Origin of the sequence: Agromyces italicus DSM 16388 (assembly GCF_000421545.1) — a bacterium.
Classification (GTDB): domain Bacteria; phylum Actinomycetota; class Actinomycetes; order Actinomycetales; family Microbacteriaceae; genus Agromyces; species Agromyces italicus.
In genome coordinates, this window is sequence record NZ_ATXF01000004.1 from 1 (window position 1) to 19,023 (window position 19,023).

Below are 19,023 nucleotides of genomic sequence, written 5' to 3' on the forward strand. Positions count from 1 at the left end.
CTCGAGCCAGGTGTCTTCATCGCGGATGCCCAAGTACACCGCGCCAACAGCCGACCCGTCCTGTTCGAGAATGAAGACGTCGTGATCATCGACGAGCGGGCGGAAGAACTCCTGCTGCTGCACCACGATCCACGGACCATAGGCCGCTTCAACCAATTCCTTGTGAGCATCCTCGTGGAGCTGGAACAGCCACCCCTCATCCGTGACCGTAGCCATCCGGGTAGTAATCGTCATCCACGTATTCTGCCGCGCCCAAACCTGTTGTCGTGACCACGCTTGGGTTTGGGCCAGTGGACTTGACGAAAGACATAGGGGCACCCCCGATAGGCTTGATCGCATGAAGATCGCGCGGTTCAGCCATGGCCGGAGCCAACAAGACCTGACCATCTCGTTCGGCATCCTCGACGAAGAGGAGCACGAGCTGGTCGTGCTGAAGGCCGATCCGATGTTCGCGGGCTACGAGCCGACGGGCGAGCGGGTGCCGCTCGCCGGGGCGAAGCTGCTCGCGCCGGTGATCCCGCGGTCGAAGGTCGTCGCGGTCGGCAAGAACTACCACGACCATGCCGCCGAGATTGGCGGCGAGGCCCCGGCAGAGCCGCTGCTGTTCCTGAAGCCGAACACGAGCGTGATCGGCCCCGACGACGCGATCGTGCTGCCGCCGCAGAGCGAGCGGGTCGAGCACGAGGGCGAGCTCGCCGTCGTGATCGGCCGCATCGCGAAGAACGTGAGCGAGGCCGATGCCGAGCAGGTGATCTTCGGCTACACGATCGCCAACGACGTCACCGCGCGCGACCTGCAGCAGCGCGACGGCCAGTGGACCCGTGCGAAGGGCTTCGACTCGTTCTGCCCGCTCGGGCCGGTCATCTCGACCGACGTCGACTTCGAGAACGGCACCATCGAGACGAGCGTCAACGGCGTGCGCAAGCAGGAGGGGCGCCTCGCCGACCTCGTGCACTCGGTGCCCGCGATCATCGCCTACGCGTCGAGCGTGTTCACCCTGCTCCCCGGCGACGTCATCCTCACGGGCACCCCGGCCGGCGTCGGCCCGATCGTCGACGGCGACACGGTCGAGGTCACGATCTCGGGCCTCGGGGTGCTCTCGAACCCGGTGCGTTCGGCAGGGTAGTGGTCGGTGTGGGCGAGCAGGGCTCAGTGCACGGTCCGGATGCCACCGGCGCCGCCGCCGACCCCCTGGCGATCGAGCCCGCGCCCGGCGCCGGGCACCACGACCTCCGCGGTCGCGACGACCTCGCCGCGCTCATCGAGGCGTTCTACCTGCGGGCGTTCGCCGACCCCTTCATCGGGCCCATCTTCACCGACGTCGCGAAGATGGACCTCGCCCACCACCTGCCGATCATGTGCGACTTCTGGGAGTCGGTGCTCTTCGACGCCGGTACCTACCGCCGCAACGCGCTCGGGCTTCATGTCGCGCTCGACGCGAACCACCCGCTGACCGAGGCGCACTTCGAGCGTTGGCTCGTGCTCTGGCGGCAGACCGTCGACGACGGGTTCACGGGCGACGTCGCCGACCGCGCGAAGGTGCAGGGCGAGCGCATCGCCGCGTCGATCCGTCGACGGCTCGCCGGCGGCACCGGGTCGGCCTACGAGACGATCACGACGCGCGAGCGGCTCGAGGAGGGCGGCACGATCGACGGGCCGCGCAGCGACGGCACGACCGGCGGAGAGGGCTGAACCGGCCGGCAGCCCGAGCGGGGCGTCCGGCCTGGCATGGTCGGCGTGACGAACGCCCGGCACCGACGGCTGGTCTGAGGACAGCGGCGCCTGCACGCCCGCGGCTCAGCGCCGCAGGCTGAGGTGCGCGGCGCTGCCGGTCACGGCATCGGCCGCGCGCGAGACATCCTCGTCGTCGTTCCAGAGGTGGAACGCGACGCGTGCCCGACCCGCCCGCCCCGACGCGACGAGCCCCGCGGCCGTCAGCGCCGCGAGGTCGCAGCCGGACTCGTCGGGCCAGGTGACGATCGCCGAGTCGGAGGCGTCGAGTCCGATCCGCTCGCGGAACGCGTTCGCCAGCCCCACGTCGTGCTGCTGCACCGAAGCCAGGTCGAGCGAGGCGGCGAAGCCGAGCGCGGCGTCGGCGCCGGCCCACGCGTGCCACGCGGGGGAGACCTCGAAGCGACGGGCGCCGTCGGCGAGGTGCAGTTCGGGTCCGTAGCACGACGCCCAGGGGTCGTCGCCCGAGTACCAGCCGGCGGTGTGCGGGGTGAACGACTCGACGGCCCGGTCGGAGATCGCGGCGAAGGCCGCCCCGCGGGGGGCGCCGAGCCACTTGTAGGCGTGGCAGACGACGAGGTCGCCGGTGACGTGGTCGGTCGGCATCCAGCCGGTCGCCTGGGTGGTATCGACGAGCGTCAGCGCGCCGTCGTCGCGGGCGGCGGCGGTGATGGATGCCTCGTCGGCGACCTCGCCGGTCGCCGACTGCACGAGCGAGTACGAGACGAGCCAGGTCGACGGGGTGACGGCGTCGGCGAGGGCGTCGAGCGGCACGTGGCGCACGTCGAGGTCGCCCCGCGCGAGGAAGGGCGCCACGACCGACGAGAAGTCGCCGTCGACGCACAGGATCTCTGCGCCGGCCGGGGCCGCGGCGGCCGCGAGCCCCGCGAACACCGAGACCTGCGAGCCGGTCGCGATGCGCTCGGGGGAGGTACCGAGCAGGCTCGCGGCGTGCCCGCGGGCGCGCTCGAGGGCGGCCGAGTAGTCGGCGGCGGTGGCCGCACCGAGCGACCAGCGCTCGAGGTCGCGGCGCACGGCGTCGCGGGTGACGTCGGCGGGCAGGCCGAGGGTGCAGGCGGCGAGGTAGCCGCGGCCTGCGGCGAAACGGTCTCGGAGGTGGTGCATGCCTCCAGCGTCACCCGAGTCGACTCATTCGACAAGAGCCAGTGTTCGATGACTTACATAAGCCGTGCTTATGATATCGACATGTCGGATGCCTCGATCGAAGCCCTCGCCACCGCACTCGACCTGCAGACGGTGCGGGTCGTGCGCCGCATCGCCGAGCACGGCTCGCTCACCGCCGCCGCCTCTTCGCTCGGCTACAGCCAGCCCGCGGTGAGCCAGCAGCTCCGCCGCTTCGAGGATCGCACGGGCATCGCCCTCGTCGAACGCGTCGGCCGCGGCATCCGGCTCACCGAATCGGGGCGCGTGCTCGCCCGTCATGCGAACGCCGTCGCCACCGCCCTCGAGGCGGCCGCCGGCGAACTCGCCGAACTCCGGGGGCTCCGCGCGGGGCGGGTGCGCCTCGTCGCCTTCCCGTCGGCGTCGGCGACCCTCGTGCCCCGGCTCATCGCCGCGCTCGCGGCGGAGCATCCGGGCGTCACCGTCACCTATGTCGAGGCAGAGCCGCCCGAGGCGGTCGCGGCCGTGCGCGCCGACCGCGCCGACGTCGCGATCACCTTCAGTTACCCGGGCGACCGCGACGACCCGCACCGCGCGAGCGCGCGCGGGCTCGACGTGCGCGGCTACGGCGAGGAGCCGATGCGGCTCGTGCTCCCGGCGGGGCATCCGGCCGCGGCATCCGACCGTATCGAACTGGCCGACCTCGGCGACGAGGCCTGGATCGCCGGCTGCCCGCGCTGCCGCGGGCACCTGCTCGAGCTCGCGGATGCCGCGGGCTTCACGCCGCGCATCGCCTTCGAGACCGACAACTTCGTGGCCGTCGAGGGCATGGTCGCGCAGGGCCTCGGGGTGGCGTTGCTGCCGGCGCTCGCGCTCGCGGCCTCGCCGAGGCATCCCGACGTCGTCGCCCGGCCGACCGCGCGGGCCGACGTGCGCTCCCTGCACCTCGTGACCGCGCAGGGCGCGGGGAGGGTGCCCGCCGTCGCGGCCACCCTGGCAGCGCTCGATGGCCTCGCCGGCGCGCGGTCCGCGCGCGCCGCTCGGTAGCATTGAGGCGATGTCCGAGTCAGCTCACCCCGTCACCCAGGCCACCGGCAGCGATGTCCGTGTGCGCTTCTGCCCCTCACCGACCGGCACGCCGCACGTCGGCCTCGTGCGCACCGCCCTGTTCAACTGGGCCTACGCGCGCCACACCGGCGGCACCTTCGTGTTCCGCATCGAAGACACCGACGCCGCCCGCGACAGCGAAGAGAGCTACGAGCAGATCCTCGACGCGCTCACCTGGCTCGGCCTCGACTGGGACGAGGGCGTCGGCATCGGCGGCCCCCACGAGCCGTACCGGCAGTCGCAGCGCGCCGACCTCTACGCCGAAGTCATCGAGAAGCTGAAGGCCTCGGGCCACGTCTACGAGAGCTACTCGACCGCGGAGGAGATCGACGCGCGCAACGAGGCCGCCGGCCGGCCCAAGCAGCTCGGCTACGACAACTTCGACCGCACGCTGACCGAGGAGCAGAAGGCGCTGTTCCGCGCAGAGGGGCGCGAGCCCGCGCTGCGTCTGCGGGTGCCCGAGGTCGACCTCGGCTTCGACGACCTCGTGCGCGGCGAGATCACCTTCCCCGTCGGCAACACCATCGACTTCGTCGTCGTGCGCCCGAACGGCGCCCCGCTCTACACGCTCGTGAACCCCGTCGATGACGCGCTCATGGGCATCACGCACGTGCTGCGCGGCGAAGACCTGCTCTCGTCGACGCCGCGCCAGATCGCGCTGTACCACGCGCTCATCGACATCGGCGTGACCACCTTCGTGCCGCGCTTCGGCCACCTGCCGTACGTCATGGGCGAGGGCAACAAGAAGCTCTCGAAGCGCGACCCCGAGTCGAACCTGTTCCACCACCGCGATCGCGGCTTCATCCCCGAGGGGCTGCTCAACTACCTCGCGCTCCTCGGCTGGGGCTTCTCGGCCGACCGCGACGTGTTCAGCCGCGACGAGCTCATCGCCGCGTTCGACGTCGAGAACGTCAACCCGAACCCGGCGCGCTTCGACCTGAAGAAGGCCGAGTCGATCAACGGCGACCACCTCCGCCGGCTCGACGTCGCCGACTTCGCGGCCCGCACCGTGCCGTATCTGCAGGCCGCGGGCGCCGTCTCGACGCCGATCACTCCAGGGGAAGAGGCGATCCTCGCCGAGGCCGCACCCCTCGTGCAGGAGCGCATCAACCTGCTCGGCGAGGCGCCCGGCATGCTCGGCTTCCTGTTCACCGACGCCGACTCGCTCGAGTACGACGAGGCTGCCGTCGGCGCGCTGCCGGCCGACACGGCCGCGGTGCTCGCCGCCGCCCGCAACGCGCTCGACGCGCTGCCGGCCTCGGCCTGGGGCACCGCCGAGATCGAGGAGGCGCTTCGCGCCGCACTCATCGACGGCCTCGGCCTCAAGCCCCGCGTAGCCTTCGGCCCCGTGCGCACCGCCGTCTCGGGCCGCCGCGTGTCGCCGCCGCTGTTCGAGTCGATGCAGATCCTCGGCAAGGTCGACTCGCTCGCGCGCGTCGACCGGCTCGCCGCCCTCATCGGCTGACCCCGCGCCCATCGCGTTTCGGGGGTGCTTTTCCGCAACTTCGGCCGCCTCCTCGGCGCCGATCTTGCGGAAGAGCACCCCCGAAACGTCGCTCGGTCGGCTGAGGCACGGCTCGCTCAGTTTGGCTGGCGCGACCGGGTAGGCTACAGTTGACTCTCGGCGCGGAACTCCGGTTTCGGGCCATTGGGGTATGGTGTAATTGGCAACACGGCGGTTTCTGGTACCGTTGTTCTTGGTTCGAGTCCAGGTACCCCAGCTGTGAGAAACCCCCGGTTCGCCGGGGGTTTTCGTGTTTCTCGGGCGCGGGCGCGCACCCCCGGCCGGCAGCATCTCCGTCCACCGTGCCAGCCGTGGCCCGCTGATCGAAGAGCGTCGCGTCGACGATCAGCCCGATCGAGATCGACGGCGCGAGCCCTCCTCGTTCCGAGGCGGTCGTCATTCGCTCGTCGAGGGCTCGGGCTGGGCCGGCCCCGCCCGGTTCGTGCATGATGGTTCGATGCTCCATATGGTGATCGAAGGTCACGAAGCTCCCGCGCGAGCGCCGTTGTCGATCGCGCCGGGGGAGGTCGTCGAGGTCGGCGAATGGGACACCGAATGGCCCGCATTCGTGTTCGTGACGTCGGCGGGAGGGTCTGGCTGGGTGCCCGGCAGGTATCTCTCGATCGAGGGGGAGACCGGGACGGTGAGAACGGCGTACGACACCACCGAGCTCACGGTGCCCAGGGGTGCTGTGGTCGACGTCGTCCGAGACGACGTCGAGAGCGGCTGGGGCTGGTGCCGGGCAGGCGACGGGCGTGAAGGTTGGATTCCGTACCGGGCACTCGCGGCCGTCTGAACCGAACGGCAGCGTCGCCGGGACGCCGCCCTGCTGACGTCTCGTCGTCTCCGGCTCGGGTGCGCCCGCACCGAGAGTTGCACAAGAAGGGTTGCACAAATTTCCTTGTGCATTTATCGTGGTGCACATGGCGACGACACCCGACTCCGACGGCATCCTCGATATCACCGATGCCGACGTCCTGAAGGCGTTCACGCATCCGCTGCGCAACCGCCTCTACGACCTCCTCGCCGTCGATGGTCCGGCGACGGTCTCGATGCTCGCAGAACGCGCCGGTGCCGCGATCGGCAGCGTGAGCCACCACCTCGGCATCCTGGCCAGGGCCGGGCTCGTCGTCGAGGCGCCCGAGCTCGCCCGTGACGCCCGCGAGCACTGGTGGCAGCGGGCGCAGCGCGGCATCAGATGGTCGTCGTCGCGCCTCGCCGACCCGGCGGCACGCACGATCGCCGATTCGCTCGAGGCGCAGATGCTCCAGGAGCAGCACGACCGGGCCCGGCGGTGGCTCACCGAGCGCGAAGCGCGTCCCGAGTGGGCCGAGGTCGCCTTCGCGCACCAGTCGCGCCTCTGGCTCAGCCCCGCCGAGCTCGCCGAGCTCGACGAGGCGATCGTCGCGCTGGTCCGCTCGTACTCCGGCCGCGACCACGACGGGCGAGAGGCGGTGCTCCTGTGGGCGCGCGCGTTCCCGAACCGGCCGTGAGCGTCGAGCAGGCTGGGCCCGTCGAAAGCCCCACACGCATCGAGGGCGCTTCGAGCGCGGATGCCGCGGGGTCGAACCCGCGCGCAGTCGAGGCGCCTGCTCGGGGCTCCCGCGCGCGCGGCGGCCTGCGTCGCAACCGCGACTTCCTGCTGCTCTGGGCGGGGGAGGCGGCCTCGGTGACCGGCGCCGGCATGACCAGCGTGCTGCTGCCGCTCGTCGCCGTGGATCTCCTCGACGCCTCGGCGACCTGGATAGGGGTCATCGCGGCGGCCACCTGGCTGCCGTGGCTCGTCGTGGGGCTGCCGATCGGTGCGTGGGTCGACGGTCGTTCGCCGCGCGCCGTGATGATCGGTGCGAACGCGGTCTCGATGGCGGCGTACGTCTCGGTACCCGTCGCGGCGCTCGTCGGGGTGCTGAGCCTCTGGCAGCTTGTGGTCGTCGCGCTCGTCGTCGGCACCGGCACGATCGCGTTCAGGTCGGCGTACACGAAGCTGCTGGTGCGCGTCGTTCCGGAGCGCGACCGGCCGGTCGCCAACAGCCTGCTCTTCGGCACCGAGAATGCCGCCAACACGGTGGGGCCTGGGCTCGGCGGCCTCGTCGGCCAGCTCGTCGGCCCGGTGAAGGGCATGCTCGGCGAGGCGCTGGGGCTCGCGGTCTCGCTCGTCTGCCTCGTGCTGATGCGGCCGCACCCCGCGGCATCGACGCCGCGACGCGAGCCGCTTCGGGCTTCGGTGCGCTCGGGTCTCCGGCTCGTCTTCGGCGACCGGCGACTGCGGTTCTTCGCCCTCCAGGGGGCGTTCGCGAACTTCGGGCTCATCGGTCAGCAGGCCGTCCTCGTGCTGTGGCTGAGTCGCGAACTGCAGCTCGACTCCGCGGTGATCGGCCTCGTCTTCGCCGTCTCCTCGGTCGGCGGCATCGTCGGTGCGCTGGCCGCGCCCGCGCTCGGGCGTATCCTCGGCGACGCCCGGGGCGTCAGCATCACACTGACCGTCGCGGGGCTCATGCTGCCCCTGCTCGCCTTCGCGCAGCCCGGCCCGGTGCTCTGGATCGTGGTCGCGGCGAACGCCGTGGCCGTCGCGGGCATCGTCGCCGCGAACGTGCTGCGGCGCACCTGGGTGCAGTCGTACGTGCCCGAGCACATGCTCGCGCGCCAGAGCACGAGCGCGCAGCTCGTGAACTTCGCGGGCATGCCCGTCGCCGGCGTGCTGGCGGGGGTGCTCGCCGAGCAGTGGGGGCCGGCGCCGGTGATCTTCGTCATGGGCGTCGTGGCGCTCGTCGCGAACGCGGCCTCCTGGCTCCAGCCCTGGCTCCGTCGGCGCGACCTGCCCCGCGGCACGGCCGCGGTGGCGGAGGCGCGTTGAGCGGCTTCCGTCCAATGCTTGACGTACTACGCCACACATAGTATGTTCGGGGGTGTATCACCCGTAGCACCGAATGGAGGTCATGATGATCAGTGCCGACGCGATCCGCGGGTACGTCGACCTCATGGTCCTGTCGCTCCTGCGACAGCGACCGTCGTACGCGTACGAGCTCGCACAGCAGATCCACGCCGTGACCGGCGCCGAGTACACGATCAAGCAGACGACGCTGTACTCCGCGGTCAAGCGCCTCGAAGGGGCGGGGCTCGTCACCTCGTACGCCGGGGCATCCGAGTCGGGCAAGCCCCGCACCTACTACTGCATCAGCGACGGCGGGCTCTCCCACCTCGAGCTGAAGGTCGCCGAATGGCGCGACACGAAGTCGGTCGTCGACCGATTCATCGAAGGAGTCGAAGCATGAACGTCATCACCGCCTACCTCGAGACCATGTTCGGCGCGTACTCGCCGACCGCGAGGCTGCTCGAGGCGAAGGCCGAGCTGCACACGATGATGGAGGACGCTTACCACGGGTACGTCGACCAGGGGCTGTCCGAGAACGAGGCCGTCGGCCGGGTCATCACCGAGTTCGGCAATCTCGACGAGCTCGCGCCGCAGCTCGGCATCAGCGCCGAGATCGCTCCGGCCGCGGGCGGGCCCGGCGTCGCAGCCGGAGCGACCATGCCGTCCGCGCCGCATGCCCGGGCGGCGGCGCCCGCCCCCGTCACGCAGGAGGAGGCCGAAGCGTTCGCCGAGGCGCGCCGTCGCAGCGAGCCGCGCGTCGCGCTGGCCGTGGCGCTGCTCGTCATGTCGCCCATGCCGCTCATCGCGCTCGCGACACTCACCGGCGGCGGCGCGATCGCGCTCGACCAGCAGGTGGGCGTGATGATCGGGCTCGGCGCCCTGCTCGCGATCGTGACGGTCGCGGTCATGATGATGGTGCGCCGCGGCCAGCTCCTCGAACCGTTCGCGCGACTGACCGCAGGGGAGTTCACCCGCTCGCCCGGTGTCGACCGGTGGGCGCGGCAGCTCGCGGCCGAGGCCTCGCCCCGGCGCACGACCGCCCTCCAGATCGCCATCGGCCTCTGGATCCTCGCCGTGACCCCGGTGCTCGCCATGAGCCTGCTGGCTCCGCCCGAGGTGACGCAAGCGTGGATCGGCGTCGCGGTCGCCGCGATGCTCGCGATCGTCGCGACCGGGCTGCTCGTCTTCCTCCCGAGCAACTGGGCCGCATCGGTCGCCGAGACGCTCACGCAGGCCGAGGGGGTCGCCGCGGCATCCGACGACCGACGCGGCATCGTCGGCGTGATCTCGGCCTTTTACTGGCCGCTCGTGGTGGTCGTCTTCCTCGGATGGAGCTTCATCGGCGGCGATTGGGGCAGGTCGTGGATCGTCTGGCCGATCGCCGCCGTGCTCTTCGCCGCGATCTCCTCGGGGCTGCACGCCGTCGAGCGCTACCGGGCGAACCGCGCCGGATAGCCGCCGCGGCGGGCACGCGAGCGTGGAGGACGAGGGTGCTTTAGGATAGCCTTACCTGCCTGCTTCGGTCCGAAAGGTCCTCCTCTCCATGCGTCAAGCCCTGCGCCGTGCCGTCGTGCCGGCCCTCGCCGTCACCCTGCTCCTCAGCGGCTGCGCCGCCGGAGGCTCGGGCGATGCCGCGATCGACGAGGACGCCCTCGTCGTCTACAACGCCCAGCACGAAGAGCTCACCCAGGAGTGGGCCGACGCCTTCACCGAGGAAACGGGCATCGAGGTCGTGCTCCGCAACGGCGACGACAGCGAGCTCGGCAACCAGCTCGTGCAGGAGGGGGCGGCGTCGAAGGCCGACGTCTTCCTCACCGAGAACTCGCCGGCGATGTCGCTCGTCGAAGAGTCGGGGCTCTTCGCCCCGGTCGGCGAGGAGACCCTCGAGCTCGTGCCCGAGCAGTACCGCCCGACCTCCGGCGCGTGGACGGGCATCGCCGCCCGCTCCACCGTGCTCGTCTACAACCCCGAGCTGATCAGCGAGGCCGAGCTCCCGGCCTCGCTCATGGACCTCCGGAACCCCGAGTGGAAAGGACGCTGGGGGGCCGCCCCCGCGAAGGCCGACTTCCAGGCGATCGTCTCGGCCGTGCTCGAGACGCAGGGCGAGGACGGCGCGCGCGCCTGGCTCGAGGGCATGGCCGAGAACGCGGTCGAGTACCGCAACAACATCGTCACCATGAAGGCGGTCAACGCCGGCGAGGTGCCGGTCGGCATCATCTACCACTACTACTGGTACCGCGACCAGGATGCCGCGGCCGAAGACAGCGGCAACACGAAGCTGCACTACTTCGGCGATCAGGACCCGGGCGCCTTCGTCAGCGTCTCGGGCGGCGGCGTGCTGAAGAACGCGAAGCACCCCGACGAGGCGCAGCAGTTCCTCGCCTTCCTCGCGGGCGAAGAGGGCCAGCGAATCCTCGGCGAGGGTTACAGCTTCGAGTACCCCGTCGCCTCGGGCGTCCCGGCCAAGGCCGAACTTCCTCCGCTCGACTCGCTCGACGCCCCCGTGATCGACCCGTCGTCGCTCAACGGGCCGAAGGTCATCGAACTCATGACGGAAGCCGGCCTGCTCTGACCCCGACCGCGACCACGACGCCCACGGTCGCGACGCATCGGCGTCGGGCGCCCGTCGGTCTGGTCGTGGTCGTCGCGGTGCTCGCCACGGGCGCGCTCCTGCCGATCGGCTATGTCGTCCAGGCGGCCTTCGCGATGGGCTGGAGCGAGCTCGCGGCGCTGGTGTTCCGCCCGAAGGTGGGCGAGCTGCTGGTCAACACCGTGCTGCTCGTCGTCATCGGGGTGCCGGCGAGCGTCGTGCTGGGCGTCGGGGCGGCGTGGCTCGTCGAGCGCACGGCATTGCCCGCGCGACGCGTCTTCGCGGTGGGCTTCGTCGCCCCGCTGGCCATCCCGGCGTTCGTGGCGAGCTACGGGTGGGCGAGCGCGATCCCCTCGATCAGCGGACTCTCGGGCGGGGTGCTCGTCGCCGTGCTCGCCTACTTCCCACTCGTCTATCTCCCCGCGCTCGCGGCGATCCGCGGGCTCGACCCCGCGCTCGAGGAGTCGGCGCGGGCGCTCGGCATGGGCTCGTGGGGCGTGTTCGGGAGGGTGGTGCTGCCGCAACTGCGCCTCGCGGTGCTCGGCGGGGCGCTCGTCGTCGCCCTGCACCTCCTCGCCGAGTACGGCGCCTTCGCATTCCTCCGGTTCGACACCTTCACGACCGCCATCGTCGTCGCCTACCAGGCCACGTTCGCCGGCCCGAACGCGGCGGCGCTCGGGCTCGTGCTCGCGGTGCTCTGCCTCGGGCTGCTCGCGCTCGAGTCGCTCGCGCGCGGCAGCGGACGCGCGCGTTACGCGCGAGTCGGCAGCGGGTCGCCGCACCCGCCCGCACGCCTCCCGCTCGGCCGGCTCTCACCGCTCGCGGTGCTCGCGGCGGCGGCCGTCGTCGTCGCCGCCACCGTCGTGCCACTCGCGAGCGTCGCACGTTGGCTCTTCGCCGCAGAGGCGTTCGATCTCGCCGCGCTCGTGCCGGCCACCGCGCAGACGCTCGGTCTCTCGATCGGCGGTGCGATCGGCGCGATACTCGTCGCCTTGCCGTTCGCGTGGCTCGCGGTGCGCTACCCGGGGCGGCTCTCGCGCCTGCTCGAGGGTGCCGCGTACCTGGCGAGCAGCCTCCCCGCGATCATCGTCGCCCTGGCGCTCGTCGCGACGACGCTCGCATTCGCGCCGGCCCTCTACCAGACGGTGTTCACGGTGATTTTCGCCTATGTCGTGATCTTCCTGCCCCGGGCGCTCGTGCCGCTGCGGGCGGGGCTCTCCCAGGTGCCGGAGTCGCTCGAGGAGGCGGCGCGCTCGCTCGGCGTCGCGCCGTGGGCTGCGCGCCTGCGCGTCACCGTTCCGATGCTCGTGCCCGCCGTCGCCGCGGGCGGCGCCCTCGTCGCGCTCGGCGCCGCGAACGAGCTCACCGCGACGCTCCTGCTCGCACCGACCGGCACGCGGACGGTCGCGACGAGCTTCTGGTCGGCGGCATCCTCGCTCGACTACCCGGCCGCCGCACCCTACGCCGTGCTGCTCGTGCTGCTCTCGATCCCCGCGGTCGCCCTCATGTTCGCCCACGCCACCCGACGGAGTCTCCGATGACCCTGCGCCTCGATCGCGTCACGAAGTCGTTCGGCAGCACCGAGGTGCTGCGCGAGGTCTCGCTCGAGGTGCCCGACGGCACCCGGCTCGCCCTCGTCGGCTCCTCCGGCAGCGGCAAGAGCACCCTGCTGCGGCTCATCGCGGGCTTCGAACGCCCTGACGCCGGCTCGATCCGGCTCGACGGGCGCGAACTCGCCGGTCCGACCACCGCGATGCCGGCGCATCGCCGAGGCATCGGCTACGTCGCGCAGGACGGCGCGCTCTTCCCGCACCTCTCGGTGGCGCGCAACATCGCCTTCGCGCTGCCGCGGGGGTCCGGCCGGGCGGCGCGCGTGCGCGAGCTCATGCACCTCGCCTCGCTCGATCCCGCCCTCGCCGAACGCATGCCGCATGAGCTCTCGGGCGGGCAGCAGCAGCGGGTCGCGCTCGCCCGGGCGCTCGCGCTGCGACCGAGCGTGATCCTGCTCGACGAGCCGTTCAGCGCCCTCGACACGGGGTTGCGCGCGCAGACCAGGCGTGCCGTCATCGAGGTGCTCGAGCGCAGCGGCGTGACGGCGGTGCTCGTCACCCACGATCAAGACGAAGCCCTCTCGTTCGGCCAGCAGGTGGGCGTGCTCGCGGGTGGCCGACTCGTGCAGACCGGCGACCCGGCGGCCGTGTTCGACGCTCCGATCGACGCGGGGGTCGCCGAGTTCCTCGGTGACGTCGTCGTGGTGCCCGCCCGTTCGGCGGGAACCGATCTGGCCGATTGCGCGTTCGGATGCCTCGTGGTGCGCCACGATCGCAGCGGCGGCGCCGAACGGGTCTGCGCGATGCTGCGGCCCGAGCAGCTCCGGCTCGACCCGGGCGCGGCCGACGGCAACGCGACCGTCGTCGGGGTGCGCCGCACCGGCGCCTCGGCCGAACTGCGGCTGCGCCTCGGCGCCGCGGAGTTCCCGGTCGAGGTGACGCACCGCGTGCCGCTGCACGAGGCGGGCCGCTTCGAGGCCGGATGCCCGGTGCAGGTCGCCGTCGATGGCGGCGTGGTGCTCTACCCCGCGCCCGATCAGCCGCCGATCGCGGCCACGGCTCCGGTCGGCTGACCGCTCCGCTCGGCGGGGCCGCAGGCCGGCTGCCGAAGCTCGGTCCGGTCCGTCGCGTCCGCCGATCGTTCGAGCCGCTCCTGCCGGAGCCGCGCCCGTGAGGCGAATCCTCGGCGCGCGCGGTCCGTCATCCGTGAGAGCTGCCCGCTCGCGACCAGGTAGGCGCGCCACGCGAGCACGCCGACCGCGAGCGACAGCAGGGTGCCGAGCCACGGTGCCGACGTCTCGAACGGCGGGTACACCTGCCAGTGCGTGAGGTAGACGAACATCGAGGCACCGGCGAGGGTGGCGACGGCGGGAACGATGAGGCGCGGAAGCGGGAGTGCCGGGATCCAGATCAGCGCGAGCACCCCGCCCGCGACGATCGCCTCACGACCGGGTTCGCCGAAGAAGCCGAACGAGCTCGCGACGGCGACCGCCGACACGACGATGCGGCGTGCGGTCGTGTCGGCGCGGGCGACGAGCCAGCCGAGGGCGATGAGCCAGATCACGACGGGTGCGCTGTACCGTTCGACGTATTCGGCGTGCGGGCCGGAGATCGCGAAGCGGGCGGCGAGCGCGACGGCGAGGGCGCCGAGGGCGAAGCCGAACGGCGCTCGGCGTTCGAACCGGTCGACCGCGCGCACGGCGAAGAGCAGGGCCAGGCCGACGAGAGTCCACACGGCCGCTTCGAGGAACCAGAATTGCCACTGCTCGTTCCATCGGCCGTCGCTCGGCACGAGGTTGTTCACGAGGAGCGCGGTGGTGGGGCCGTACCGGCCGGTCACGAGTGCGACCGCGCCGATCCAGAGCGCCGCGGGCACGGCGAGCTGCACGGCGCTGCGCGTGAGCCGTCGCACCCTGGTGGCGCCCGGCACCGCGGCCAGCTGGAATCGGGCGAGGTTGTAGCCCGCGACGGCGAGCAGCAGGTGCGCGCCGCCCTTCAGCATGAAGAGGTCGGCGTGCGTTCCCACGATGAGCACGATGGCGGCGGCGCGCAGCACCGCGGGGGTCTCGAGGCGTACAGCCCATGGGCGGCGGCGCGGGCCGGCGGGGTTCGGTGCGGATGCCTCGGGCGGCGCGCCGTGCGCTCGGGCGCCCGCGGTGCGGTGCGCGGCGCTGCTCGCCGTGACGTCGGGCTGGCACGCGGCGCTGCTCGCCGTGACGTCGGGCTGGTCCACGGCGCGGTTCGCGGCATCGGCGGGGCTCGAGCCTCCGCGCGCGCCGAGTTCGCGGGCGGTCAGCCGTGGCCACTCGCGCGGGAGCGCCCCGAGCAGCTCCTCGAGTCGCAGCGACACCTCGATGTAGCTCAGCGAGTCGCCGCCGAGCCCCGCGAAGGAGTCGTCGAACCCGGCGTCGGCCCGGCCGAGCAGTGTCGCGAAGAGGTCGCGGACGCGCTCGGACGCATCGCTCGCGGTCGGCGCCGAGGTGCCGGTCGTCTCCCCGAGCACCCGATCGTGGTCGGCGGCGAAGCGCACGAGGGCGGCGGTATCGGGCTTGCCGCTCGAGGTGCGGGGGAACTCGGCGACCGCGTAGCCCGCGACGACGTGCGACGGCAGCCCGGTGAGGCTCGCCGCCCGCTCGCGCACGCGCGCGACGACGCGATCGGAGGTGGCGAAGACGAGCAATCGCGCGTCGTCGGTGGCCGCACGCGCGGTGAGCCCCTCCTCGGCGAGCAGCCGCTCGACCCGGTCGAGGTCGAGCCTGAGTCCGAACACCTTGGCGAACCGGACCGCCCGCCCGACGATCTCGAAGAGGCCGTCGGGGCGACGACGTGCGAGATCGCCCGTGCGGAGCTCGTGCACCGTTCGGCCGAGCGCGAAGTCGGCCGGCGCCTCGGCGTAGCCGAGCATCACGTTCGGGCCTTCGTAGACGAGCTCGCCCGTGCCCTCGCCGAGCGGCCCGTCACCCTCGATGGAGGCGGTGCTCGAAGCATCCGCTTCGTCTTCGACCTCGCCGAGGCCGGCGATGCGCAGCCGACCACCGGGAATCGGCCGGCCGATCGCCCCGGCGGCGCTCGCCGCGAGCTCGGGAGGCAGGTAGGCCATTCGCGCCGTCGCCTCGGTCTGCCCGTACATGACGAAGAGCTCGAAGCCGCGGCGTTCGCCGAGCTCGGCGATCCGTCGCACCGCCTCGGGCGCGAGTCGCCCGCCCGCCTGGGTGAGGTACCGCAGGCTCGGCAGCTCACGATCGGCGAAGCCGTCGGCTTCGAGCAGTTCGAAGGTGTACGGGACGCCCGCGAACGAGGTGATGCGATGCTCGGATGCCTCGTGCCAGAAGCTCTCGTCGGTGACCGACCGCTCGGTGAGCAACAGGCTCGCCCCGGCGAGCAGGTGGCTGTTGACCACCGAGAGCCCGTAGCAGTACTGCAGCGGCAGGGTGGTCGCGGCGCGGTCGGCAGGGGAGAGTCGCAGGTACTCGGCGATCGCGGCGGCATTCGACCGCAGGTTCTCGGCCGAGAGCCGCACGAGCTTCGGGGAGCCGGTCGACCCCGAGGTGCTCGCCAGCAAGGCGAGTTCGGGGTGGAGCTCGTGGCGCGTGCCGCGACGACGCTCGTCGAGGATCCAGTGCCTCTCGCCGCGGTCATCGGCGCCGGTGCGTGCGATGACGTCGGGGTCGAAGCGTTCGGTGAGTGCCGCGCGATTGCGACGCGCGGTCTCGTCGCCCCCGGCCGGCACGAACAGCACCGGGTGGCCGCCCTCGAGCGCGGCGAGGTAGGTGACGACGGGTTCGAGCGTGTTGCCCGCCTCGATCATCACGAGCCGCCGGGTCGTGCCGAGCTCGGCGCTGCGCCGGCCGACGCGGTCGACGAGTTCGGCGTAGTCGATCACCCGGCCGTCCGCGACGAGTGCCGGATCCTCCGCACGTCCGCCGAGCGTCGAGACGCCGAGGGCTGGTGCGGACGAGGGCATCGATCAGGGCTTTCGGAGCGGGGAGGGTGCCGAGCGGCTGGGAGGACTGAGGTGAGCCTACCCTAACCGAGGTCGGGCGCAGAATGACCGGATCGGCGTCGGTGGGGCTGCGTAAGGTGTGAAGAGCGAGGCGGAGCCGTTGCCGCCGCGCGACCGGAGACCGTCATGAGCGCAGAGATCATCCCCTTCGTCGTGGCCGACCGCGCGGCCTGGCGCGCCTGGCTCGACGCGAACGAAGAAAGCTCCGACGGGGTCTGGCTGCTGCTCGCGAAGAAGGGCACGACCGAGCCGACGACCCTGATCTACGCCGAGGCCCTCGACGAGGCGCTCTGCAGCGGCTGGATCGACGGGCAGAAACGCAGCCACGACGACGCCTGCTTCCTGCAGCGGTTCACGCCGCGGCGACGCGCCTCGCTCTGGTCGCAGCGCAACATCGGCCTCGTCGAGGGGCTCGTCGACGAGGGCCGCATGCGGGCGCGCGGCCAGTTCGAGATCGACCGCGCCAAGGGCGACGGGCGCTGGGAGCGTGCCTACGCAGGGGCGGCCGCGGCGCAGGTGCCCGACGACCTCGCGGCCGCGCTCGCCGCGTCGCCGGCGGCATCCGAGCTCTTCGCACGCCTGAACGCGACCAACCGCTACGCCGTGCTCCACCGTGTCACGACGGCGCCGAGTGCGACGAGCCGCGCGAACCGGCTCACGAAACTCGTCGGCGGGCTCGAACGGGGCGAGACGCCGTACCCGCAGTGAGCTTGGAGCGCGCAGGACTCAGCGCCCCGAGACCGATCGTTCGGCTGTGGCACCTTCGGCGACGACGAGCGAGGGCTCGTGCCGCACCGGGAAGTTCACCGACCTGGCGGTGAAGCAGTGGTCGCCCACGCGCTCGTGCAGTTCGTCGGCACGGGCAGCGTCGGCTGCGCCGTCGGCGCCCGGGGCGATCGTGACGGTGGGTCGCAGCACGATCTCGGAGAACCGGCCGCTGCCGACGGCCTCCTGGAGCATCGTGCCGACCGGTGCGTCCTCGTAGCCGGTCACGACGAGTCCGGCCGTCGCAGCCGACCGCTCGCGTTCGACCTGCGCGATCGGGTCGGGCCGCGCGCCCAATAGTGGCAGAAACTGCCATTTCGGAGTACGGTGTTGCGTGTGGCACGCCGGCCGATCACCCCCGAACGACTCGTTCGCATCTCTGCGGCGTGCGCCGACGCGATTGCGGCCGACCCGGGCGCAGTTCCCTCCGTGGCGAGCCTCGCCGCAGCCGCAGGCATCTCCGAGCGCAGCTTCTACCGCTACTTTCCGACGAAGGAGGAGTGTCTGCGTCCGCTCTTCGACGACGGCAATCGAGCCTTTGCGCGCGCACTCGCCGCCCGGCCCGCCGAGTCGGGACTCGTCGCCGCGCTGCACGGCGTGTTCGTCGAGGTGTTTCCCGACGAACTCGAGTCCCGGTCGCGCGCGATCATGTCTGCGGTCATCGCCGACCCGTCGCTCCGGCGAGTCTGGCTCGAAGCGAGCTACGACACAGTGCATCTCATTCGGCCCACCGTCGCGGGGCTCCTCGGCAGGCCCGACGGCTCCGTCGCGGTCACTGCGGCCTGCTGGAGCGCGGTCGCCTTCGTGATGGCGGCGGTCGAGCACCTCGTCGCCGAGGGGAGCCACCCCTCCGAGCTGGCCGACGAGCTCGCCGGATCACTTCCCGAGACGGTACGGGACCGCATGCCGTCACAGCACGAAAGGATGGAATCATGACCCAGGATCTCACCGGCAAGGTCGTCCTCGTCACGGGCGGCGCCCGAGGGCTCGGCGAGGCGTACGCGCGCGGCATCGTGGCGGCAGGCGGCAAGGTCGTCATCGGCGATCTGCTCGACGACGACGGCGTCGCCGTCGCCGAATCGCTCGGAGAGTCGGCACGCTACCAGCATCTCGACGTCACCGACGCCGCGTCGTGGCAGGCCGCAGTCGACGCGACCGTTGCGGCGTTCGGCCGACTCGACGGGCTCGTCAACAACGCCGGCATCTCGGCCTCGGGTTTGCCGGTCGCCGATGAGCCGCTCGACACCTTCCAGAAGATCGTGCAGATCAACCTCGTCGGCGTGCACATGGGCATGCACTTCGCGATCCCGGCCATGCGAGCGGCCGGCGGTGGCTCGATAGTGAACATCTCATCCGCCGCCGGGCTCATGGGCATGGCGCTCACGAGCGGGTACGGAGCAGCGAAGTGGGGCGTGCGCGGCCTCACCAAGATCGCCGCCGTCGAGCTCGGTCGCGAGAAGATCCGAGTGAACTCGGTGCACCCCGGCATGGTGCTCACGCCGATGACGGCACCGACCGGCATCAGCCTCGACGAGGGTGCGTTCCCGAACAACCCGTTCAAGCGGGTCGGCCGCGCTGAGGAGCTGGTCGGCGCGATCACCTACCTGTTGAGTGACGACGCCTCGTACACGACCGGCGCGGAGCTCGCGGTCGACGGCGGCTGGACGGCCGGCCCCTCGACCGAGTACATCATGGGCCGGTGACGACGCGGTACGGGATGCCTCGGACGGGGCATCCCGCTGCCGTCCGTCACGTGACAGTGTGAACTTGCGCCGCCTG

Annotated in this window: 19 protein-coding genes and 1 tRNA gene; 16 read left to right on the forward strand and 4 right to left on the reverse strand. The window is 71.9% G+C overall.

The window, feature by feature from the left end; all coding sequences use genetic code 11:
• Positions 1–234, reverse strand: a 234-nt coding sequence (locus H516_RS17460; RefSeq protein ID WP_033196661.1) for a hypothetical protein, incomplete at its 3' end; no start/stop codon positions are given.
• A 103-nt stretch (positions 235–337) separates the two neighbouring features.
• Between H516_RS17460 and H516_RS0100425 the strand changes: the two genes are divergently transcribed.
• Both H516_RS0100425 and H516_RS17465 read left to right on the forward strand, forming a co-directional pair.
• On the forward strand, positions 338–1,126 hold the full coding sequence (locus H516_RS0100425; RefSeq protein WP_022887754.1) for a fumarylacetoacetate hydrolase family protein: 789 nt from the start codon (positions 338–340) through the stop codon (positions 1,124–1,126).
• A gap of 26 nt (positions 1,127–1,152) precedes the next feature.
• The gene (locus tag H516_RS17465) at positions 1,153–1,692 is read left to right on the forward strand and encodes a group III truncated hemoglobin (protein ID WP_211217055.1); all 540 of its coding nucleotides are present in this window, start codon (positions 1,153–1,155) and stop codon (positions 1,690–1,692) included.
• A gap of 105 nt (positions 1,693–1,797) precedes the next feature.
• Here H516_RS17465 and H516_RS0100435 read toward each other — a convergent pair whose 3' ends face one another.
• Complete coding sequence (locus tag H516_RS0100435) at positions 1,798–2,856, reverse strand: aminotransferase class V-fold PLP-dependent enzyme (RefSeq protein WP_022887756.1); 1,059 nt, start codon at positions 2,854–2,856, stop codon at positions 1,798–1,800.
• A gap of 81 nt (positions 2,857–2,937) precedes the next feature.
• Between H516_RS0100435 and H516_RS0100440 the strand changes: the two genes are divergently transcribed.
• The 11 genes from H516_RS0100440 (at position 2,938) to H516_RS17475 (ending at position 13,549) form a co-directional block, all read left to right on the forward strand.
• A complete protein-coding gene (locus H516_RS0100440) occupies positions 2,938–3,900 on the forward strand; it encodes a LysR family transcriptional regulator (RefSeq protein ID WP_022887757.1) in 963 nt (320 codons plus the stop codon).
• Positions 3,901–3,910: 10 nt separating this feature from the next.
• Positions 3,911–5,425, forward strand: coding sequence for a glutamate--tRNA ligase (gltX, locus tag H516_RS0100445; protein ID WP_026378248.1), 1,515 nt, complete (start codon positions 3,911–3,913; stop codon positions 5,423–5,425).
• A 184-nt stretch (positions 5,426–5,609) separates the two neighbouring features.
• Positions 5,610–5,681 (forward strand) — tRNA-Gln (locus H516_RS0100450).
• 240 nt (positions 5,682–5,921) lie between these two features.
• Positions 5,922–6,260, forward strand: coding sequence for an SH3 domain-containing protein (locus H516_RS0100455; protein WP_026378249.1), 339 nt, complete (start codon positions 5,922–5,924; stop codon positions 6,258–6,260).
• A 127-nt stretch (positions 6,261–6,387) separates the two neighbouring features.
• On the forward strand, positions 6,388–6,957 hold the full coding sequence (locus H516_RS0100460) for an ArsR/SmtB family transcription factor (protein ID WP_022887760.1): 570 nt from the start codon (positions 6,388–6,390) through the stop codon (positions 6,955–6,957).
• Complete coding sequence (locus H516_RS17470; protein ID WP_022887761.1) at positions 6,927–8,318, forward strand: MFS transporter; 1,392 nt, start codon at positions 6,927–6,929, stop codon at positions 8,316–8,318. Before H516_RS0100460 ends, H516_RS17470 begins: the two co-directional genes overlap by 31 nt.
• 82 nt (positions 8,319–8,400) lie before the next feature.
• Positions 8,401–8,736 carry a PadR family transcriptional regulator gene (locus tag H516_RS0100470; RefSeq protein ID WP_245561677.1) on the forward strand — a complete coding sequence of 112 codons (336 nt, stop codon included), beginning with the start codon at positions 8,401–8,403 and terminating at the stop codon, positions 8,734–8,736.
• Complete coding sequence (locus H516_RS0100475) at positions 8,733–9,791, forward strand: permease prefix domain 1-containing protein (protein ID WP_022887763.1); 1,059 nt, start codon at positions 8,733–8,735, stop codon at positions 9,789–9,791. Before H516_RS0100470 ends, H516_RS0100475 begins: the two co-directional genes overlap by 4 nt.
• An 88-nt stretch (positions 9,792–9,879) precedes the next feature.
• A complete protein-coding gene (locus tag H516_RS0100480; RefSeq protein ID WP_022887764.1) occupies positions 9,880–10,908 on the forward strand; it encodes an iron ABC transporter substrate-binding protein in 1,029 nt (342 codons plus the stop codon).
• Positions 10,909–10,973: 65 nt separating this feature from the next.
• Complete coding sequence (locus H516_RS0100485; protein WP_245561679.1) at positions 10,974–12,467, forward strand: ABC transporter permease; 1,494 nt, start codon at positions 10,974–10,976, stop codon at positions 12,465–12,467.
• On the forward strand, positions 12,464–13,549 hold the full coding sequence (locus H516_RS17475) for an ABC transporter ATP-binding protein (RefSeq protein WP_022887766.1): 1,086 nt from the start codon (positions 12,464–12,466) through the stop codon (positions 13,547–13,549). The genes H516_RS0100485 and H516_RS17475 overlap by 4 nt, the downstream gene beginning before the upstream one ends.
• Here H516_RS17475 and H516_RS21045 read toward each other — a convergent pair.
• Positions 13,513–16,440, reverse strand: coding sequence for an AMP-binding protein (locus tag H516_RS21045; RefSeq protein ID WP_022887767.1), 2,928 nt, complete (start codon positions 16,438–16,440; stop codon positions 13,513–13,515). The genes H516_RS17475 and H516_RS21045 overlap by 37 nt on opposite strands.
• A gap of 165 nt (positions 16,441–16,605) precedes the next feature.
• Here H516_RS21045 and H516_RS0100500 point away from each other — a divergent pair, with 165 nt between their 5' ends.
• Positions 16,606–17,187 (forward strand): YdeI/OmpD-associated family protein, encoded by a 582-nt coding sequence (locus tag H516_RS0100500; protein ID WP_026378252.1) that lies wholly within the window; start codon positions 16,606–16,608, stop codon positions 17,185–17,187.
• An 18-nt stretch (positions 17,188–17,205) separates the two neighbouring features.
• On the opposite strand, the gene H516_RS17485 is transcribed toward H516_RS0100500, so the two are convergent.
• On the reverse strand, positions 17,206–17,541 hold the full coding sequence (locus H516_RS17485; RefSeq protein WP_022887770.1) for an OsmC family protein: 336 nt from the start codon (positions 17,539–17,541) through the stop codon (positions 17,206–17,208).
• A gap of 39 nt (positions 17,542–17,580) precedes the next feature.
• Here H516_RS17485 and H516_RS17490 point away from each other — a divergent pair, with 39 nt between their 5' ends.
• Positions 17,581–18,180, forward strand: a complete 600-nt coding sequence (locus H516_RS17490) for a TetR/AcrR family transcriptional regulator (RefSeq protein ID WP_022887771.1) — start codon at positions 17,581–17,583, stop codon at positions 18,178–18,180.
• Positions 18,177–18,947 (forward strand): glucose 1-dehydrogenase, encoded by a 771-nt coding sequence (locus tag H516_RS0100515; RefSeq protein WP_022887772.1) that lies wholly within the window; start codon positions 18,177–18,179, stop codon positions 18,945–18,947. The genes H516_RS17490 and H516_RS0100515 overlap by 4 nt, the downstream gene beginning before the upstream one ends.
• The last annotated feature ends 76 nt before the right edge of the window (positions 18,948–19,023 follow it).

Bases quoted from the DNA above. Each gene is read 5' to 3' on its own strand.
- H516_RS0100425 (WP_022887754.1), top strand. From the start codon at position 338: ATGAAGATCGCGCGGTTCAGCCATGGCCGGAGCCAACAAGACCTGACC.
- H516_RS0100435 (WP_022887756.1), bottom strand. From the start codon at position 2,856: ATGCACCACCTCCGAGACCGTTTCGCCGCAGGCCGCGGCTACCTCGCC.
- H516_RS0100440 (WP_022887757.1), top strand. From the start codon at position 2,938: ATGTCGGATGCCTCGATCGAAGCCCTCGCCACCGCACTCGACCTGCAG.
- gltX (WP_026378248.1), top strand. From the start codon at position 3,911: ATGTCCGAGTCAGCTCACCCCGTCACCCAGGCCACCGGCAGCGATGTC.
- H516_RS0100455 (WP_026378249.1), top strand. From the start codon at position 5,922: ATGCTCCATATGGTGATCGAAGGTCACGAAGCTCCCGCGCGAGCGCCG.
- H516_RS0100460 (WP_022887760.1), top strand. From the start codon at position 6,388: ATGGCGACGACACCCGACTCCGACGGCATCCTCGATATCACCGATGCC.
- H516_RS0100470 (WP_245561677.1), top strand. From the start codon at position 8,401: ATGATGATCAGTGCCGACGCGATCCGCGGGTACGTCGACCTCATGGTC.
- H516_RS0100475 (WP_022887763.1), top strand. From the start codon at position 8,733: ATGAACGTCATCACCGCCTACCTCGAGACCATGTTCGGCGCGTACTCG.
- H516_RS0100480 (WP_022887764.1), top strand. From the start codon at position 9,880: ATGCGTCAAGCCCTGCGCCGTGCCGTCGTGCCGGCCCTCGCCGTCACC.
- H516_RS17475 (WP_022887766.1), top strand. From the start codon at position 12,464: ATGACCCTGCGCCTCGATCGCGTCACGAAGTCGTTCGGCAGCACCGAG.
- H516_RS21045 (WP_022887767.1), bottom strand. From the start codon at position 16,440: ATGCCCTCGTCCGCACCAGCCCTCGGCGTCTCGACGCTCGGCGGACGT.
- H516_RS0100500 (WP_026378252.1), top strand. From the start codon at position 16,606: ATGAGCGCAGAGATCATCCCCTTCGTCGTGGCCGACCGCGCGGCCTGG.
- H516_RS0100515 (WP_022887772.1), top strand. From the start codon at position 18,177: ATGACCCAGGATCTCACCGGCAAGGTCGTCCTCGTCACGGGCGGCGCC.